Origin of the sequence: Thalassobacter stenotrophicus, assembly GCF_001458315.1 — a bacterium.
Lineage (GTDB): Bacteria > Pseudomonadota > Alphaproteobacteria > Rhodobacterales > Rhodobacteraceae > Thalassobacter > Thalassobacter stenotrophicus.
Window position 1 is genome coordinate 148639 of the sequence record NZ_CYRX01000025.1, and the last position, 17225, is coordinate 165863.

Annotated in this window: 16 protein-coding genes and 1 riboswitch; of the genes, 6 read left to right on the forward strand and 10 right to left on the reverse strand. The window is 59.4% G+C overall.

Annotated features, from left to right (window positions below):
- Positions 1-19: 19 nt before the first annotated feature.
- The 5 genes from THS5294_RS07855 to THS5294_RS07875 all read right to left on the reverse strand — a co-directional run bounded on the left by THS5294_RS07855 (position 20) and on the right by THS5294_RS07875 (position 5140).
- On the reverse strand, positions 20-1132 hold the full coding sequence (locus THS5294_RS07855) for an SPFH domain-containing protein (protein ID WP_058123324.1): 1113 nt from the start codon (positions 1130-1132) through the stop codon (positions 20-22).
- A 28-nt stretch (positions 1133-1160) separates the two neighbouring features.
- Entirely contained in the window at positions 1161-2147 is a 987-nt protein-coding gene (locus tag THS5294_RS07860; protein ID WP_058123325.1) for a DUF2927 domain-containing protein, read from the reverse strand.
- On the reverse strand, positions 2144-3337 hold the full coding sequence (locus THS5294_RS07865; RefSeq protein ID WP_038006401.1) for a toxic anion resistance protein: 1194 nt from the start codon (positions 3335-3337) through the stop codon (positions 2144-2146). The genes THS5294_RS07860 and THS5294_RS07865 overlap by 4 nt, the downstream gene beginning before the upstream one ends.
- A 9-nt stretch (positions 3338-3346) precedes the next feature.
- Positions 3347-4231 (reverse strand): 5-bromo-4-chloroindolyl phosphate hydrolysis family protein, encoded by an 885-nt coding sequence (locus tag THS5294_RS07870; protein WP_058123326.1) that lies wholly within the window; start codon positions 4229-4231, stop codon positions 3347-3349.
- A 195-nt stretch (positions 4232-4426) separates the two neighbouring features.
- Positions 4427-5140 (reverse strand): glutathione S-transferase N-terminal domain-containing protein, encoded by a 714-nt coding sequence (locus THS5294_RS07875; protein WP_058123327.1) that lies wholly within the window; start codon positions 5138-5140, stop codon positions 4427-4429.
- 118 nt (positions 5141-5258) lie between these two features.
- Positions 5259-5335: riboswitch (SAM riboswitch) on the forward strand.
- Between the two features lie 53 nt (positions 5336-5388).
- Here THS5294_RS07875 and metZ point away from each other — a divergent pair.
- The 4 genes from metZ to THS5294_RS07895 all read left to right on the forward strand — a co-directional run bounded on the left by metZ (position 5389) and on the right by THS5294_RS07895 (position 10656).
- Complete coding sequence (metZ, locus tag THS5294_RS07880; RefSeq protein WP_058123328.1) at positions 5389-6600, forward strand: O-succinylhomoserine sulfhydrylase; 1212 nt, start codon at positions 5389-5391, stop codon at positions 6598-6600.
- A 174-nt stretch (positions 6601-6774) separates the two neighbouring features.
- Positions 6775-7872 (forward strand): GTP cyclohydrolase FolE2, encoded by a 1098-nt coding sequence (gene folE2, locus THS5294_RS07885; RefSeq protein ID WP_058123329.1) that lies wholly within the window; start codon positions 6775-6777, stop codon positions 7870-7872.
- A gap of 33 nt (positions 7873-7905) precedes the next feature.
- On the forward strand, positions 7906-9159 hold the full coding sequence (chrA, locus tag THS5294_RS07890; protein WP_058123330.1) for a chromate efflux transporter: 1254 nt from the start codon (positions 7906-7908) through the stop codon (positions 9157-9159).
- 48 nt (positions 9160-9207) lie between these two features.
- A complete protein-coding gene (locus THS5294_RS07895) occupies positions 9208-10656 on the forward strand; it encodes a TrkH family potassium uptake protein (protein ID WP_058123331.1) in 1449 nt (482 codons plus the stop codon).
- Here THS5294_RS07895 and THS5294_RS07900 read toward each other — a convergent pair.
- The 3 genes from THS5294_RS07900 to THS5294_RS07910 are packed head-to-tail and all read right to left on the reverse strand — an operon-like array spanning position 10653 to position 13745.
- Positions 10653-11240, reverse strand: coding sequence for a retropepsin-like aspartic protease family protein (locus THS5294_RS07900; protein ID WP_058123332.1), 588 nt, complete (start codon positions 11238-11240; stop codon positions 10653-10655). The genes THS5294_RS07895 and THS5294_RS07900 overlap by 4 nt on opposite strands.
- 23 nt (positions 11241-11263) lie before the next feature.
- The gene (locus THS5294_RS07905) at positions 11264-11878 is read right to left on the reverse strand and encodes a MarC family protein (protein WP_058123333.1); all 615 of its coding nucleotides are present in this window, start codon (positions 11876-11878) and stop codon (positions 11264-11266) included.
- 7 nt (positions 11879-11885) lie between these two features.
- On the reverse strand, positions 11886-13745 hold the full coding sequence (locus THS5294_RS07910) for an ABC-F family ATP-binding cassette domain-containing protein (protein WP_038006670.1): 1860 nt from the start codon (positions 13743-13745) through the stop codon (positions 11886-11888).
- A 124-nt stretch (positions 13746-13869) separates the two neighbouring features.
- Here THS5294_RS07910 and ndk point away from each other — a divergent pair, with 124 nt between their 5' ends.
- Positions 13870-14292 (forward strand): nucleoside-diphosphate kinase, encoded by a 423-nt coding sequence (gene ndk / locus THS5294_RS07915; protein ID WP_038006416.1) that lies wholly within the window; start codon positions 13870-13872, stop codon positions 14290-14292.
- 57 nt (positions 14293-14349) lie between these two features.
- On the opposite strand, the gene THS5294_RS07920 is transcribed toward ndk, so the two are convergent.
- Entirely contained in the window at positions 14350-14679 is a 330-nt protein-coding gene (locus THS5294_RS07920) for a TfoX/Sxy family protein (protein WP_058123334.1), read from the reverse strand.
- A gap of 358 nt (positions 14680-15037) precedes the next feature.
- Positions 15038-15856 carry an HTH-type transcriptional regulator BhcR gene (gene bhcR / locus THS5294_RS07925; protein ID WP_058123335.1) on the reverse strand — a complete coding sequence of 273 codons (819 nt, stop codon included), beginning with the start codon at positions 15854-15856 and terminating at the stop codon, positions 15038-15040.
- 178 nt (positions 15857-16034) lie between these two features.
- Between bhcR and bhcA the strand changes: the two genes are divergently transcribed.
- Positions 16035-17225 (forward strand): L-aspartate--glyoxylate aminotransferase BhcA, encoded by a 1191-nt coding sequence (bhcA, locus tag THS5294_RS07930; protein ID WP_058123336.1) that lies wholly within the window; start codon positions 16035-16037, stop codon positions 17223-17225.

Sequence of the window (17225 nt, forward strand, 5' to 3'; positions counted from 1 at the left end):
GTGGCCGCGTAAAGGCACCCTAGTCGCCGGGGGGCGGAGGTGGCGGCATCACGGTGAACAGCTGCGCCAGTTCGCGCACGTCCTCGGCGCGCAGCCAGCCATCTTGGCCCGGTGTCCAAACATGCGTATCGCGGGTGAGGCTGCCCTCGGTCACCATTTTGCCCATCGCTGCCTTGGAAAACGGCCCCGTTGTCTGGCCATTGCGGGCGATGTGCCAGATATGCTCGACCGGAGGGGGCGGTGGTGGTGGCGCTGCCTGGGGCACAGCCCCCCACGGGCCGCTGCGCGGTTGGGCCATGGATTGCGCCATTCCCATGCCCATGCCCATTCCAAGCCCCGCACCCATGCCAGAGTTCGGCGTGGTCGCGGCCGATTGCATCGCCTCGGCGGTGGCAAAGCGTTGGTATTCCGTAAGATCGCCCAAGACACCCATCGAGGTCCGCTTATCAAGCGCCTTTTCCACCGCCGCAGGAAGCGAGACGTTTTCGATGTATAGCTCCGGCAAGGTCAGCCCATAACCGGTGATGGTTTCGCTGATCTGCTCTGCAATCAGCTTGCCTAGATCGCGGGTATTGGCCGCCATATCCAGCACCGGGATGCGCGAATTGGCCAACGCGCGCGAGGCTTCCTGGACAATGATGTTGCGGATCTGAAAGGTAATCTCATCGGTGGTAAAATCGCCATCCGTGCCCACGATTTCCGTCAGGAACCGGGCAGGGTCGGTTACCTTAACAGTATAGGTGCCAAAGGCCCGCAACCGCACAGCGCCAAACTCAGGATCGCGCAGGGTGATCGGGTTTTTGGTGCCCCACTTCAGGTCAGTAAAGCGGTTGGTGTTGACGAAATAAATCTCAGACTTGAAGGGCGATTTGAAGCCGTGATCCCAGTGCTGAAGACTGGTCATGATCGGCATGTTGTTGGTTTCGAGCATGTAGAGCCCGGGGGTAAACACATCGGCCAGCTGGCCTTCGTGAATGAAAACAGCGGCTTGGCCTTCGCGTACGGTCAGCTTGGCGCCGTATTTGATCTCATGGCCCTCGCGTTCAAACCGGGTGACCATGGTGTCGCGGCTGTCGTCGGTCCAATGAATGACGTCAATAAACTGGCCGCTTAGAAAATCGAAAATGGGCATGCGTGCCTCCTGAGGCGGGAAAATCAGATCAGATGGAGCCGCTGGGCGCACGCTCGCTTGCAAGGCGCGCGACGATGGGGCGGGCTTGGTCAGGGGTCATCCCGGGGCGAAGCCGGGGGTCATACAAAATGCTCAAAAGCCGTTCATCATGTGAGGTCAGAAAGGCGAATTCTTCGTCGTCGTTGAAAATAGAGGGGCGTGCCTTGGGGCTGTCGTTGGCCAGCCCAAGGCCTTGGGCGATTTCCTCATGATAGCACGCGTCGCGCATCAGGTCGGGGTGTTCCGTCCGGATCAGGGCGATGGCCGAGGCATAGACATAGGGTGCCGACCGCGTGGAGGAGGCATAGACCGCGCAGAAATTGTTGCGCGTCAGGCTCGTCATTTCCTTGATGGTTGCCGCGCCCAGCTTGGGTTCAACCGCCTTGATCAGAGCGCCAAGGTTGCGCTGCTCATCCACGCTCACCACGAACACGTGGTAATTCGCGCGCTTGGGGTTGGACACGAGGCTGATCGGGTGGCCAGTGACGCGCGCAAGGCGTTTGACGTAGTTCTGGACAAGGGTTTTGTCACGCGCCTGCTGGGCCTCTGGCAGGCTTGGCCCGAAGTGAAGGGCGATGCGCACAGGACCCTCCCAGCGGCGCAATTGAGCCGCCGTTTGCGCCGCCACAAACCGGCCACCGATTTGTGTGTATTCGTTGAACAAAGCCACGCGTTCAAAATTGCGGCTCAGGTCATCGGCGTCATAGGGCACGTCCGGCCCACCGCCGTCCACGCGCATCAAACCCCGCGCAACCTGCTCTTTTTCGATCCGGGTATAATATTTGCGGGCCGATTTGCTTTCGTATGAGGGGCCGCGCACGGCGGGGATCGCCGGGATCGTGCCGGGGGCCACCATCGGGCTGGTAGCGATCGGCTCGGGCGGGGCACCCGCACAGGCGCACATCAGGGCGCATAGCCCAAACCCCGCGGCAAGCCGCGTCATGGTCGTCGAAAAAGAGCGGCGCGTTAGGATCATTCGATGGGCACCGAAGTCCCTGCCGTGTCGCCCACGCCGTCCTTGCGCGCCTTGGCCGAAGCGAGCGTGTCGCGCAGCTCTGCCTCCATCTTTTGCAGTTCCACTTCGGCGGCTGCGCGGCGGGCTTTGCCCTCATCCGCGATCTGGAGGCTTTCGTTGATCGTGGCGACCAGATCGTCATTGGCCTGTTTCACGGCGTTGATATCAAACACACCACGTTCCATTTCCTCACGCACGATTTTGTTGGTTTCGCGCAAGTTGGCGGCGTTTTGCGTGAGAAGTTGGTTGGTCAAATCGTTGGCCTCGCGCACGGCTTCGGCCGCCTCGCGGGAGCGTTGGATCGTGACGGCTTGCGCCAGTTGGGTTTCCCATAGGGGCACGGTATTCACGAGGGTCGAGTTGATCTTGGTCACCAACGATTTGTCGTTTTCTTGCACCAACCGGATCGAGGGCAGGGATTGCATCGTCACCTGCCGGGTCAGCTTCAGGTCGTGCACTCGGCGTTCCAGATCATCGCGCGCCGCCCGGATATCGCGCAATTCCTGCGCGAGGATCATTTGGTCATCGGGGTCGGCAGCGGCGACCGCAGAGGCCCTGGCAGGAATGACGTTGGTGTCCAGCTCTTTGATTTTCTCCTCACCGGCGGTGATATACAGACCGAGCTCGCGGTAAAAATCTAACGTCTTTTCATAGAGTTTATCGAGGGACTTAATGTCCTTCAGAAGCGTCTGTTCATGGCCCTCAAGGGTCTCGGTGATCTTGTCGATCTGTTCTTGTACGTCCTCATAGCGCGCAAGGAAATTGGCAAAGGGCGCGACCCGCCCGGTGAGCCGTTCCCACCACGAACGTTTGCGCCGCACGTCCAGTTCACTCACGGAGAAACCCCGGATCGTGGTCACCATCGTCCGCAGACTGTCGCCGGCGGGGCCAACGTCCTTGTTCTTGACGTCGGCCAACATGGCTTGGGAAATCTCTTGTAATTCAACCTGCGCAGCAGAGCCAAACGCGATGATGCTGTCGGTATTGTTCAGGTCGATTTCATCCATGCGCTTGCGGATGTCAGCGGCCACGGGGGCCTCGGCAGTGGCCAGCGGGATCAGCTCGGCGGTGGGCTCGGGCAGGACCACGGCACTTATAGCTTCGACCTCTTTGAGGGCGGCTTTTGCTTGTTCGTGTACTGATTTTTCCATGATAAATTCCTAATCGTTAATAAGTAGGCCGTCACGCTTAAGACGGTCTCGTAATACTTCAATTTCAATATCTAAATCACTGCGATCCGCCACTAAAAGTTTTTCGCGTTTGGCTTCAAAGCTGGCCTCTAGGTCGGTGAGTAAAGCATCGTAGTCGGCCAAGGTTTGCGCGTCGCGTGTTTGGGCAAACAGATCCGCGAATTTGACCGTCGCATCACGGGCCGCCACCAGGTAGATGCCCAGAAACTTGCGCGCAGCAGATAGGTCGCGCGGGTCCTCTTCGACGGTGCGAAACATCACGCGGGCCGTGGTTTGAAACCGATCCACCCGCGCCATGACACCGCGGTCACCGGCGCGTAGGGCGGCATCTTTCATCTCGGCCAGATAACCCTCGGCTTTGTCGAGGGCGGTGGCCACGCGCTCGGTCTGAAAGGTATCGATCCCCTCCATGCCTTTGTCGCGCAGGGGGTCGATGCCAAACGAAAAGCTGTGCAAAATTCCGCCGACAATCCCGTAAAGGGCGGCGCCGGGGATGCCAGACAGCCCGTCCATCGTGGCCAAGGCGATGCCGATGCCTGTTAGAACGCTGGCGCATATTTTTCGTGGAAAGGCAGGGCGGCGCGCGATTTTGCGATCATTGAACGCGTTTTCGGCCTTTAGCCCCTCTTGCAACAGCCAAGCGGCAAAGATCAGCGTGGCGGCGGCGGTGAAATCGACGGCCATCGCGAGCGGTGGTTTGCCCAAGCCTAGAAACAACAGCGGTAACGGCAGGAGGAATAGGATCAGCAGTCGCAATCTGTGGCGGCTCGGCTTGGCGCTGGCCAGCGGGCTGGGCTTAGCCCCCGGTTGGCTGCGCCCATCGGGGCTGAATTCTCCACCAAAGCGTTTCGCCATGCTCAGATCTGCCCATCCAGCACGCCAAATGACGCCAAACCCATCAGGATCATCAACGCTACAAAGCCGAATTTCTGCAAACTCTCTGACTGCATAATGCGCCCCACTTAAAATACCTTAACAAAGTTTAATCAGCGCGCCGCCGTTTTGCGAGTCCCCCCGGGCGATTGTGACGTAGCGTGGGCAACTTTCCCCTCACTTTGCCGATTTGAATAGCGTCTTGCTGCGCGCAAGGTCTTTGGCCGCCCCGCGTTTTTCCGCCGCAAGTGCGCGGCCTGCGATCACACCGGGCCGTGCGCCAACCTCTGCGAGCCAGCGGGCAAAGTGGGGCTTGTCGTCAAGCGTTTGCTGCTGCCCCTCCCACAGGGATGCCCATCCCCAGATCGACATGTCCGCAATCGAAAAAAAGTCGCCAGCCACATAGCGGTTGTTGGCGAGCTGCCGATCCAGCACCCCATAAAGCCGTGCCGTTTCCGCGCCGTAACGGTTTTTGGCGTATGGAATGTCGTTGGGCGGATCCATCGCGGGGGCATATTTCATAAAGTGGTGCGCCTGACCCGCCATTGGCCCCAGCCCGCCCATTTGCCACATCAACCATTGCTCAACGGCAATACGTTCCCGTTCGGTCGTGCCGCCGAATTGACCGGTTTTGCGCGCAAGGTATTGCAGGATCGCGCCGGATTCGAAGATCGAGATGGGGCTGCCGTCCGGTCCCTGCGGGTCCACGATGGCGGGCATACGGTTGTTGGGCGCAATCGCGAGGAACTCTGCCGCAAATTGCTCACCGGCGCCGATGTTGATCAGCTTGAGCGTGTAGGGCAGGCCCATTTCCTCTAGCGCGATAGAGACTTTCCAACCGTTCGGAGTGGGCCAGAAATATAACTCAATCGGGTCTTGGGGCGTGGTCATGGCAGTTCCTCCTGTTGGGGCGGAGGGTTGCCCGAATTCATCTGCGCCGCAAGGGCTAGGTGCTGTGCAGGGGTGGCATTGCAGGCAAATTGACACCAACGCCCCAGCCCTTTATGCCAGCTGTCAGAGAGGGGATTTGTACCGGATTGTGGCCCTCTATAAATATGCCGCTAAAGAGGTTGGTCATGGAGCGTTGGCTCCACCCGCACCTCCAATTGCCGGTTTAGGCCAGATGCAGGAGCGATGCCATGAAAGACACACCTCAAACCGCCGCAGGGTCCAAACGCGCGCTGTCCAAGCGGACCCGTGCTGTGCACGCAGGCACCCGCCGCAGCCAATATGGCGAGGTGTCAGAGGCGATGTTCCTGACCCAAGGCTTCGTCTATCCATCGGCTGAAGCAGCAGAGGCGCGCTTCATCAAAAGCGGGCGTGAGGAGTTCATCTACGCCCGCTACGGCAACCCAACCGTCGCGATGTTTGAGGACCGGATCGCCGCGATGGAGGGCACCGAAGACGCCTTTGCCACAGCCAGCGGCATGGCCGCGGTGAACGGCGCGATGATGAGCCTGTTGAAAGCCGGGGATCATGTGGTCTCGGCCAAGGCGCTGTTTGGCTCCTGCTTGTATATCCTCGAAGAAATCCTGACCCGATTTGGGGTTGAGGTGACGTTTGTCGATGGCACCGACCTTGCCGCGTGGCAGGCCGCGATCCGCCCGGATACGAAGGTGGTGTTTTTTGAATCGATCTCGAACCCCGCGTTAGAAGTCATTGATATCAAATCGGTCTGTGATCTGGCGCATGCCTATGATGCCACTGTCGTGATGGACAATGTCTTTGCCACGCCTTGTTTTCAGGATTCGGTGGCGATGGGCGTGGATGTGGTCGTGTATTCCACGACCAAGCACATCGACGGGCAGGGGCGCTGCCTTGGGGGCGTGATCTGTGGCACCCAAGAGTTCGTGCGCAAAACGGCGGAGCCATACCTCAAACACACGGGCGGCGCGATGAGCCCGTTCAACGCTTGGGTAATGCTCAAGGGGCTGGAACATATCGACCTGCGGGTGAATGCCCAAGCCGACACGGCGCTCGCGATTGCATCGGCGCTTGAGGGGCATGCAGCCCTTGAAAACGTCTTGTTCCCCGGTCTGCCGAGCCACCCGCAACACGCGCTTGCGATGCATCAGATGGAAAAGGGCGGCACGGTTTTGGCGCTCGATATCAAGGGCGGCAAAGAGGCGGCTTTCCGGTTCCTGAACGCGCTTGAGATCGTCATTATCTCAAACAACTTGGGTGATGCGAAATCCATCGCGACCCACCCGGCCACGACGACTCACCAACGGCTTAGTGTGGATCAGCGGACGCACTTGGGCATCACAGACGGTTTGGTGCGGCTTTCGGTCGGGCTTGAGGGCACTGAGGACCTGATTGCGGACATTATGGGCGCGCTAGAGGCGGTTTGAAGCGCAACCGGGGTTCCCTTGTTTTTATGGGGAATCCCGCCAAAGGTGCGTTTTTCTCGGAAAAGTGTCGTAAAATTGTAAACCAACTCTGACACTTGGTCGTATATATCACACCATCGCAAAAAGCGGGGGGTGCCCGCACTGCTGATCGCGCGAACCACAAGGGGGGGTGGCATGAACATCCACGCACCGGAAATTGACCGCCAACCGAATGATGATCAAGCCGCCGAGGCGCTTGTAACGCTACAGCGCTGGGCCGCTGCGGCGTCTGAGGCTGAGATTGCCGCTCTTGATCCCAAAATTGCGCAGCTTTTGCCCGGTGCCGAGGCTACGGGCAGGGCGCTGAGCCGTACGTATCCCGATGATTTCCGCGTGGATGATGCGTACCGCGCCACCCTCCCGGACCTGCAAAACGGGCCATCCAGCCTGATCCGTGGAGAAAAGGCGCTCATCCAACACGTTGGTATCTCTAACTTTCGCCTGCCGATCCGTTATCACACCCGTGAGGGCGCCGAACTGACGCTAGAGACGTCGGTCACGGGATCCGTCAGTCTTGAGGCGGAGAAAAAGGGCATCAACATGTCGCGCATCATGCGCACGTTCTATGCCCGCTCCGAAGAGCGATTTTCGCTCGGCGTGATCGAAGCCGCGTTGAGCGATTACAAAACGGACCTCGAAAGCTTTGACGCCCGTATTCAGATGCGGTTCAGCTTTCCGATGAAGGTGGATAGCCTGCGGTCCGGCCTGTCGGGATATCAGTATTACGACATCGCCATGGAGGTCGTGGACACTGGTGGCGTGCGCCAGAAATTCATGCACCTCGATTACGTATACTCCAGCACCTGCCCATGCTCGCTTGAGCTATCGGAGCATGCACGTCAGGCCCGTGGTCAGTTGGCAACACCCCATTCGCAACGTTCCGTGGCGCGTGTGTCCGTTGAGGTGACAGGGCCATCCCGCCTTTGGTTTGAGGACCTGATCGAGATGTGCCGCGCGGGCGTGCCCACGGAAACGCAAGTGATGGTCAAGCGTGAGGATGAGCAGGCCTTTGCCGAACTAAACGCTGCCAACCCGATTTTTGTCGAAGACGCGGCGCGCTCATTTTGTGCGCAACTGAAGGCCGATCCGCGCATCGGGGATTTCCGCGTTGTCGCTAGCCACCAAGAAAGCTTGCATAGCCATGACGCGATTTCGGTCCTGACGGAGGGTGATACGTTCGCCGCCCGCTCGCTTGACCCGCGCTTGTTCCAATCGCTGTTTCACGTCGGCTAATCGGCGCATTTGCCGTGCCGCGTTGACACTGCCATGATCCCGATGTCCGATCTTACGCGGGCCTTTTTGCGCATTGGCCTTTTGTCGTTCGGCGGGCCAGCGGCGCAGATCGTGGTGATGCACGACACGCTTGTCAAAGATCGACAGTGGCTGACGGAGGCGGAGTTTCTGCGCGCCCTCAGCTTTTGCATGATGCTGCCGGGGCCGGAGGCGATGCAGCTGTGTACCTATGCCGGATGGCGGCTGCGGGGCACATTGGGCGGCGTTGTTGCGGGCTTGTTGTTCGTGCTGCCCGGGGCCGTGGTGGTGGGCGCGTTGACGGCGATCTACATTGCATTTGGCGCGCTGCCCGATGTGCAGGCGGCATTTTTGGGCATCAAGGCGGCAGTTCTGGTCATTGTCGCGCTGGCGCTTCGGCGGCTTGCGGCCAAGACTTTGAAGGGCGCGGCGGCCTATCTGCTCGCGTTCGGGGCCTTTGCGGCCCTGTTCGTCTTTCAAGTGCCGTTTCCCGTGATTTTGGGCGTAGCCGCGGGCGTCGGGGCGATTTGGTGTTCGCCCTCGGACGTTTCGGCACCCGCATCCCCGGCCATCCCGTGGCAGGGGACCGTGGTGCGCATCGTCACATGGGGGGCGGTTTGGCTTTTGCCGCTTGGGGCTGTCGCTTTGGCATTTCCACAGACGGTGCTGCCCGAGATCGCGGTGTTTTTCAGCTGGCTTGCCGTCATCACATTCGGCGGCGCCTACGCGGTGCTGGCCTATATGGCGCAGGTCGCGGTTGAGGGGCAGGGGTGGCTGAGCGCGGCCCAAATGGTCGATGGCTTGGGCCTTGCGGAGACGACACCGGGCCCGTTGATCCTTGTGACGCTGTTTGTGGGCATCATGGCCGGTGCATACACATGGGGCATGGGGCTTGCGGCGGGTTTGGTTACGCTGTGGGCGACCTTTGCCCCCTGTTTTCTATGGATATTTGCGGGCGCGCCATACATCGAACGGCTCGCCCACGCGCCGCGATTACAGGGCGCATTGGCGGGGGTGTCCGCCGCTGTTGTCGGGGTGATTGCGAACCTATCGTTGTGGTTTGCGCTGAATGTGGTGTTTGCGGGCGGCGAACGCCTGCAATGGGGGCTGGTCCGGGTGTGGGTGCCTGATTGGGCCGCGTTCGTGCCACTGGCTCTTGTGCTGGCGGGCTTTGCGGCTGTGTTGATGATGTGGCGTGGGTGGGGGTTGGCGCGGGCGCTGCCTGCCTGTGCTGCTGCGGGCTGGGCCTTGGGTGCGATCATCGGCTAGAAGAGCCCCGGCTTGACACCCTCGCGGCCCCGCCCCAAAGCTGCGCGCATGGTAGACGTTCGCCCGGTTGGATATGTCATTGGCCAGCTTTTGGCTGTCTTCGGCCTTGCGATGCTGGCGCCGATGATGCTCGACCTGTGGGAAGAAAACGGCCATTGGATCGTTTTCCTCGAGTCCGCAACCGTGACGTTTTTGATCGGGGTCGGCATGGCGTTGGCTTGTGCGAATGCCCAACGCGCCCGCCTGTCCCTGCAACAGACCTTTTTGCTGACGACGGGCGTCTGGTTCGTTCTGCCGATTTTCGCGGCTCTGCCGTTTTGGATGGGCGCCACAGAGGCCCGCATCGTGGATGCCTTCTTTGAGGCGATGTCGGGCCTGACCACCACCGGCTCCACCGTGTTCACAGGGCTTGAGGCATTGCCCCGTGGATTGCTGTTGTGGCGCGGCATGTTGCAGTGGTTTGGGGGCATCGGGGTGATCGTGGTCGCGATGGTGTTCCTGCCCGAACTCAAAATCGGGGGGATGCAAATCTTCCGCTCAGAGGGGTTTGATACGTTTGGGAAAATCCTGCCGAGGGCCACGCAAATCGCGGGCTCTATTTCGGTGATTTACCTTGGGATTACGGCCGCCTGCGCGCTGGCCTATGCCGCCGCAGGCATGGAGCCATTTGACGCCATCGTCCATGCCATGACCACCGTGGCCACGGGCGGGTTTGCGAACACCGATGCCTCATTCAGCGCGTTTGGGCCGTTGGTGCAATATGTGGCGGTGGTCTTCATGGCGCTGGCGGCTCTGCCGTTTGTGCGGTTCGTACAATTGGCGGCCGGTACGGCGCAGCCGTTGTTGCAAGACAGTCAGGTGCGGTTGTTTTTCGGGATCGCGGGAGTGTTGGTCGCGGTCATGGTTGGGGTGCGTTTGCTGGACCAAGGCCAAATGTCTGAGGCCGCGTTTCGCGCTGCATTGTTCAACTCGGTCTCGATCCTGACCGGGACGGGCTACGCAAGCGCGGACTATATGCAGTGGGGCAGCCTCGCGGTGGTGATCCTGTTCTTTGCAGGGCTGATAGGCGGCTGCGCTGGGTCGACGGCGTGTTCGATCAAGGTCTTTCGCTACCAGTTGCTGTTCAAAGCCATCGTGATGCAGATCCGGCAAATCCACTCGCCCCACGGGATATTCGCGATCCGTTATGACGGGCGGCGCGTGGGGCCGGATGTCTTGTCCTCGGTCATGGCGTTCTTTGTGGTGTTTGTGGTGTCCATCGGAGTGCTGTCGGTGCTGCTGGGGATGACGGGCCTCGATTTCACGACGTCGCTGTCGGGCGCTGCGACCGCCCTTGCGAACGTGGGCCCCGGCTTGGGGGATACCATTGGCCCGGCGGGATCCTTTGTCAGCATCAACGACACGGCCAAATGGCTGCTGGCCGCAGGTATGCTGGTCGGACGGCTTGAGTTAATGGTGGTTTACGCGCTCTTTACGCTGCAATTCTGGCGGCGCTAACGGATCAGCGTCAGGCGGTTGCCCTCAATCTGAATGCGCCCGAATTTTTGCAGATAGGTCATGCCCAAAAGGCTTTCGCGCATGTCGCCTTCGTTGACAACGGCGCGAACGTCTTGATCCGTGATATCACCCAGTTGCACGCTGTCTAGGCGCACGCGGGCCAGACGAACTTGGCCATTCGCGGTGTTCGCAATACTCAGATAGGCAAGTTGTTTGGGGTCCAGCCCAACGCGCGCCGCGTCTTCTTTGGTCAGGACCAAATCCGTGGCGCCTGTATCCACCACAAACCGGATGGGCGCGTCATTGATGATAAGCGACAGGTAGTAGTGGCCATCACGATCCCTAGGGGCGGATACGATCGTGCTGCCATCCGTTTGGATCACGGATTGGCGTGGGAATGACGTTGTGCCCATCTCGCTCCAAAGGCCCGCAACCGTAATGGCCCCGATAAAGATGAACACCCAAATGGCGCCTTGCTGCAGCATTTTAGGCAGGTTCGTGCGGCTGACCGCAATGAAATAGCCGCCGATCACAAGGATCAGAACGGACAGGTAGATGAGGTTTGCAATATCGTCGCCAGTCATGACCCATCATATAGGGCCGCAGATCAGTTTGGCCAAATGGCGAGGATGCCGTTCAGCACGAATTGCACCGAAAGTGCGGCCAAAAGCATGCCCAACAGGCGTGTCACTACGTTAATGCCGGTGGGCCCAAGCAGCCGTTCCACCGGGCTCGCAAGGCTAAAGAGCAGCAAAACACCGCCAAGAACCAAGGCCGCGACCCCCATGACTTGCGCCAAATAAAGCGGATCACCCTGCGCCTGACCGGACAACAAGATCACCGTTGCAATCGCACCGGGGCCTGCGATCAGCGGCATGGCGAGGGGAAAGATCGAGGGGTCTTCTTCCAGCGTATGCGCCTGATCTTCGCGCCGCTTGGTGCGACGGTCGAACAACATGTCGAGCGCGGTGAGGAACAGCAAAATGCCCCCTGCGATCTGAAATGCGGGCAAAGATATCCCGAGGAAATCAAGCACCGCCTCACCCGCGAGGCCGAACAATAGCAAGAGTGCCGCAGCCACTGCGACAGCGCGGGCGCCGATGATGAACCGCGCACGGGGTGCCGCGCCACGGGTCAACGCGATGAACAAGGGGGCCAACCCAATGGGGTCGATGACCACGAACAAAGCCACAAAGGCTGTGATGGCTTCGGCTTGGGTCATGGCCCTGTCACGCGCGCTTCTGCGCGGCGTCTAGCTTTTCTTGCGCCGCAAGCCACATGGCCTCCGCCCGATCAAGCCCGTCCATGACTTCGGCGTATTTCTTGTTCCATGTCTCCAGCTCACCCTTTTTGTCGTCCTCATACAAGGCGGGATCGGCGAGCTTTTTGGCAAGTTTGTCCTGCATCTGGCCAATCTTGCTGACCCGTTCTTCGCATTTGCGCAGCTCGGACTTTAGCGCGAGGATTTGATCGCGCGACGGTTTGGGCGCCTTGGGCTTATCCGTCTTGTTGGGCTTCTGCGGTTTAGTGTCTTTTTGCAGCAAAAGCGCGCGGTAGCTTTCCAGATCACCCTCGTAGGGGGCGACATTGCCGTCTTTGACGAGCCACAGCCGGTCCGCAACAAGGCTGAGCAGGTGCATGTCGTGGCTGACCAAAACCACCGCGCCCGAATACGCGGTCAGCGCCTCAACCAGCGCCTCGCGGCTTTCGATATCAAGGTGGTTTGTCGGCTCATCGAGGATCAGCAGGTGGGGGGCATCAATCGTGGCCAGCAGCAAGGACAGACGTGCCTTTTGCCCACCAGATAGGCGGCCAACCTCGGTGTCGGCTTGGTCGGCCATAAGACCAAAGCCCGCAAGCCGGGCGCGCAGCTTTGGTGGCATCTCGCCGGGGCGCACACGTTGGATGTGCTGAAGCGGGGTTTCTTCGATGTGCAGCTCGTCCACTTGGTGCTGCGCGAAATAACCGATCCGCAGTTTTGACGACGCCGTGCGCTTGCCTTCAATCACGCTAAGTTTGTCGGACAACAGCTTGGAAAGTGTGGATTTTCCTTCACCGTTCTTGCCCAGCAAGGCAATGCGGTCATCTTGGTCAATCCGCAGGTCCATACGGCGCAAAATCTCTACGCCGCCATACCCGGTTGAGGCTCCTTCAAGCCGCACAATCGGCGGGGAAAGCTCTTCGGGTGTGGGGAAAGTGAACACCATCTGGCGCGCTTCTTCGGGCGCTGTGATGGGGGTCATTTTCTCCAGCATTTTGACCCGTGACTGGGCTTGTTTCGCCTTGGACGCCTTGGCCTTGAACCGGTCCACAAAGCTTTGCAGGTGGTCGCGGCGCAGGGCTTGTTTCTTGGCCTCTGCGGCTTGGATCAACAATCGCTCAGCGCGTTGGCGCGCGAATTGATCGTATGGGCCTTGGTAATAGGTGAGCTCTTTGTTTTCCAAATGCAGAATGCCGCCCACAGCGCGGTTCAACAGGCCGCGGTCGTGCGAAATGATAAGCACCGTGTGGGGGTATTTGGCCAGATATGCTTCAAGCCACAACGCGCCCTCAAGGTCGAGATAGTTGGTCGGCTCATCGAGCAGAAGCAGGTCAGGCTGGGCAAACAGAACACCCGCAAGGGCCACGCGCATCCGCCAGCCGCCTGAATAATCCGAACAAGGGCGCAACTGGTCGCTGGGGGAAAAGCCCAGACCGCGCAGAATGGTTGCGGCGCGGGCCTCGGCGGACCATGCATCGATGTCAGCCAAACGTGCCTGGACCTCTGCGATGCGGCCGGGGTCGGTCGCTGTGTCCGCCTCTGCCATGAGCGACGCGCGCTCGGTATCGGCGGCCAGCACCGTGTCGATCAGCGACGTGGATGAAGAGGGGACCTCCTGCGCGACGCCGCCAATGCGGGCCTTGCTGGGCAATGACAGCGCGCCAGAATCGAGCGCCAATTCCCCCCTGATCAAACGAAACAGCGTGGTTTTACCCGCGCCGTTTTTGCCAACGAGGCCCACTTTGTGACCAGCGGGAATGGTCGCGGTCGCGCCCTCAAACAGGGGGCGGCCAGCGATAGAATACGAAAGATCGGAGATTTGGAGCATGGGGGCGGTGTGACGCGGGCGCGTGGGCTTGTCAATTGCAGGCACGCAGGTGATTTCATCTGGCTTTCCATCCGCGTCCGCCAGTGCTAAGGCGCGCGAGACAATTAACCCCGGAGTATGACCCATGGCCATTCAGCGCACTTTTAGCATCATCAAACCCGACGCCACCAAACGCAACCTGACTGGCGCAATCGTCGCCAAGTTCGAGGCCGCTGGCCTGCGCGTCGTTGCATCCAAGCGTATCCAAATGACGCTGGCCCAAGCTCAGACGTTCTACGGCGTCCACAAAGAGCGCCCTTTCTTTGGCGAACTGTGTGAATTCATGATCTCTGAGCCGATCGTTGTTCAGGTTCTCGAAGGTGAAGACGCTATCGCGAAAAACCGCGAAGTTATGGGCGCAACAAACCCAGCCGAAGCTGCCGAAGGCACAATCCGCAAAGAGTTCGCGCTGTCGATCGGCGAAAACTCGGTTCACGGATCCGATGGCGAAGACACAGCTGCAGAAGAAATCGCATACTTCTTCTCGGGTCTTGAGCTGGTTGGCTAAGGCACCTGACGCTTTATAACCGAATAAAAGCGGCGCCTTTGGGCGCCGTTTTGCATTTTAGGGTCGGTCGAGCACGCCGATGGCGTCCATGATGGCCTCAAAGGCCGCGCGGTCGGTGTCATGGTTGGCGGCTTTCACAGCTTCGAACCGAACGCGCAGCGCTTCTTTTTCGCGGCCTTTGCAATCATTCCAGGGTCGGCCCTGTAATGCCATCTCAATCACGTAAAACGGGATGAAGTGTGGGCGCTTGCCAGTGCGCAAGAGCGCCCCGTAGGCCGCGTCCGTGCCCATATCGCGCAAGGTTTCAGCGTCGTGAATGTCAGCTTTCGCAAACATATCCGCCATTGCGGGGCCAATGTTTGGCAGGTTTGTCAGTGGCGTAGGCATGCGTAAGCCTAAGGGCCGTCGCCTATATTTGCCAATGCTGAAATAGGTGTGCGGGGGAAAAATGCGGCTCCGACGAAGCGCTCAATATGCGTTCGAAGGAGCCGCGTAGTCCTGCAAGACACAAGAACAGGCAAGGGAGGAGGAGAAGCTGTTCCGTGCTTGATAACATCAATATTGGGTCTCGGTGCATGTGGGTCAATGCTGCGACTGCATAATTCTCAAAGAATTTTTCTGCAACTGCACGGTGGCGCATTTTACTCTGGCTGGGTGCTCAATATTCGGGCGAGATGCGCCCAAAGCAAGCAGCTAAATCACGCGGCGCACTCAAATTATTACCTAATCTTAACCGCTGGTTGCCCTACGATTCGACCGGCATGGCTGGGCCGCCGATGGCTTCGGTCAGTTTGTGTGCGGCCTCGGTGACGGCGCGGCTGATCTCAGGCACACGGTCCTGCGATATCCGCACCACTGGGCCCGAGATGGACAAACCGGCGATAGCTTCACCCTCAGAGTTGAAAATCGGTGCTGCAATGCAGCGCATTCCCAATGTCCGCTCCTCATTGTCCACGGCGAACCCGCGCGTCCGGGTGAGCGCCAAGTCATCCGTCAGCGCGTCTAGCGTCCCTAGGGAATGGGCTGTGAAATACGTTTCTGCCTCACTCTCAAAGATTTTGTGTACGCGGTCCGGTCCAAAATGCGACAGGATCGCTTTGCCGATGCCCGATGTGTGCATTGGCGCCTGTGTGCCCGGCGGAAAAAACGCTCGGATACTTTCGTGTGTTTCGACTTGCCCCAAAAACAGAACGCGGCCGTTTTTTTCAATCCCGATATTGGCGGTTTCACCTGTGCGCTCCATCAGGTGGCGCATCACGGGGCGGGCCCGTTCCACCAGCGAACTGCGCCGCAAAAACGCGGATCCGAGCCGAAATGCACCGGCACCGATGTGCCAAGTCTGCTCGGCTGGGTCCATTTCCACCATCTGATGGCCCGCGAGTGTCACCAGCACGCGGTAAACCGTGGCTGGTGATTGCTCGAGGGCTGTGGCGATTTCGGTCAGGCTGCGATCCGGGCTTTGGGCGACGTAATTCACCACATGCAAGGCACGGTCCAGCGACTGAATGGTGTTCTGTTCTGTGGTGTCGTGAAAGGCCTTGGGGCGTCCGCGTTTCGACTTCATCTGATGGCATCCAATGATTATTTTTCGCTTAATGAAAAAGTATATCGTAATTTGAAAAATACAAGCCTCTAAAATTGAATGATAATTTCCCACTGTGCATAAATGAAATACTTTTTCAAAAAAATAGACCGATGCCGTGCGGGTCTTTAGAACGGAAAGGGAAGTGGAGGAATTTTCAATGATTAGCCAAAACCCTGTTTTCATCCCGGGCCCGACGAACATGCCCGAAGTTCTGCGTAAATCCTGTGATATGCCCACGCTCGACCACCGGTCCGCGGCGTTTGCTGGCATTCTGCACCCCGCGCTTGAGGGCGTGAAAAAGGTGCTCAAGACGACTTCGGCTGAAGTGTTCGTGTTTCCATCGACTGGGACGGGCGGCTGGGAAACGGCGCTGACCAACACACTCAGCCCTGGTGATACGGTTCTGGTGGGTCGTAACGGCATGTTCTCGCACCGTTGGATTGATATGTGCGAACGCCACGGGCTGGACGTGATTGTTTTGGACACCGCTTGGGGGCAGGGGCTGCCGGTCGATCGCTACGGCGAGGTTTTGGCACAAGACACCGAACACCGGATCAAAGCCGTGCTCGCCACCCACAATGAGACCGCGACCGGCGTTGTGTCCGACATTGCGGGGCTGCGTGCGGCGATGGATGCGTCTGATCACCCCGCGTTGTTGTTGGTAGATGGGGTCAGCTCCATCGGTTCCATGAACTTTGAAATGGACGCATGGGGCGTGGATATCGCAGTCACCGGCTCGCAAAAGGGTTTTATGCTGCCAGCGGGTTTGGCGATCGTTGGGGTGAGCCAGCGGGCCTTGGGGGCGATGGCAACGGCCAAACTGCCGCGCACGTTCTTTGATCTGCGCGACATGCAAAAGGGCTACGCCGTGAACGGCTATCCTTACACGCCACCCGTAGGTCTTTTGAACGGCCTCAAACTGGCGTGTGATATGCTGCTGGAAGAGGGCTTGGAAAATGTGTTTGCCCGCCACCGCCGCATTGCGGATGGGGTCCGGGCGGCAGTTGCCGCTTGGGGCCTCGAGTTATGCGCGGAGCGGCCTGAATGGCAGTCCGATACGGTCAGCGCAGTGCGCACGCCCGAAGGCTTTGACGCGGGCGAAATCGTGACCCACGCCGCCGAGGTCTATGACATGGCCTTTGGTGTCGGCATGGGCGAGGTCGCGGGCAAAGTGTTCCGTATCGGCCATTTGGGCATGTTGACCGAGGCACAAGCGCTTTGCGGTTTGGCCACAGTTGAAATGTGTATGGTGGATCTGGGGCTTGATATTCAGCTCGGCAGCGGCGTTGCTGCGGCGCAGGGTGTGTATCGTCATGGGACACGCCAACAGGCCATGGCAGCGGAGTAA